At 44.3% G+C, this 1,610-nt stretch carries 2 protein-coding genes; both read right to left on the reverse strand.

Annotation, left to right across the window (positions count from 1 at the left end; all coding sequences use genetic code 11):
- Positions 1 to 5: 5 nt before the first annotated feature.
- The gene (locus ACWGB8_RS38515; protein WP_452218307.1) at positions 6 to 1,046 is read right to left on the reverse strand and encodes an N-acetylmuramoyl-L-alanine amidase; all 1,041 of its coding nucleotides are present in this window, start codon (positions 1,044 to 1,046) and stop codon (positions 6 to 8) included.
- Entirely contained in the window at positions 1,027 to 1,449 is a 423-nt protein-coding gene (locus tag ACWGB8_RS38520; protein WP_452218308.1) for a phage holin family protein, read from the reverse strand. The genes ACWGB8_RS38515 and ACWGB8_RS38520 overlap by 20 nt, the downstream gene beginning before the upstream one ends.
- Positions 1,450 to 1,610: the final 161 nt, after the last annotated feature.

Consider the following 1,610-nt stretch of genomic DNA (forward strand, 5'->3'; position numbering starts at 1 on the left):
TTTTATTATAGTAAACCTTCGAGTTTCGCCTTAGTTTTCGGACCGTAGATACCGTCAGGTGTCAATCCGTTCATCTTTTGGAATCTTTCTACTGCATTTGCTGTTTTCGGGCCATAAACGCCATCAATGCCGTTATTTTTCGCCCCTTTATCCGGGTAGAAATAAAGAGCAGCCAGAGCATTTTGAACTTGTCTGACATTCGTTCCTTTCGTCATCGGACTTGTCAATTTAATAACTCCGGAAGGCAGCGCATAGGACGTTTTTTTGCTACTTGGTTTAGCGTTAGAAGAGCTTGATCCAGTCAGCTTTAATACTTGGCCGACCTTGATCAAGTTTGGGTTCTTAATACCGTTCAAGCTTTGCAGGGTTGCCACACTCACCCCATGTTCTTTTGCAATTACGGAAAGAGTATCGCCTTTTTTGACTGTGTAAGTGCCCCCAGAAGCTTTAGGCGCAGATGATGACGGTTTAGAAGTTGTTTTCCCGCCCAAAGCCTTCAATTCTGCTTCAATGGCAGCTTTAACCTCGTCCCATCTTCCCTCTGACAAAATACGGTGCGGGCAATACTTGCCGTTCCAGTCTTGATGCTTGCGGACACGATCAATACCCCAGCCGCGCTCTTTGAGCAGCTGCGCCACAAACTTGATTGCCAACTTTTCCGCCGCCTTATATTTAGGTCCCCCTGACTTGCTGTAGCAGATTTCAACACCGATAGATTTACGGTTCCCGGTGCCGTTTGTGCCGTCTCCTGTGTGCCATGCGTTACGATTTAACGGAAGCCCTTGAATAACCTCTTTGTCATCGACTGCAAAATGAAAGCTTGTCGAGCTAGTATTTCCGATCATGTAGCTGATCTCATTGGCAGCTGACGCATCATTCGCTGTATTGTGGATGGTGATGTATTCAGCGTCCATGTGATTAGGGCATTTCAAAGTGTATTTAGCTTCTGATACAAGATTCTTTTTCACTGTGATTGTCATAAGTGTTGTTCTCTCCTTTATTTTTGATATAAAAAAAGCCGCCGGGTTATCCAGCAGCCTGTTCATCCTTTTCATTTGTTTGTTCGTTGTCATTTTCGATTACGTGAAGTCGGTCAGTAATGGCAGCCGGAATCTTAACGCCGATCTGTGCAAGGTTCTCCGTAATGGAAAGCCCCTCATTGGCGATATAAAAAAGAACGGTTCCGAATGTCAGGACACCGTTCAGATTGAGGATTGTATCTACGATATTTGCCACAATGACCACCAGAAAACTGAGCATTTTCCGGACATAACCAAACCAAGCGCTTCGGCTCCGCAGCTTCTTAAATTTCCATGCCTTGATCACACCTGTTATTACGTCGATAATGCTGAGAACTAGCAGTAAATCAAGGTACTTCACACCCCCAAACAGATAAACTCTCGCTAAATCCAATGTTTCAAAATTAATAAACACCGTTGTCTCCTCCATTTCTTGTTATCACCTCCTTAGAGGCAAAAATAAAAAACGCCTATTAAGCGTTTATCCTTCTTTATTTAGCCCCAGCAGGTTCGCTAGTTTCCCCAGAAGGGGCGTCGCTGGGAGTCGGGTAATCTTTTCCCGTTACTTCTTTGTATTGATCTGTAGTAATC

It is taken from the genome of Kitasatospora sp. NPDC054939 (genome assembly GCF_053610105.1).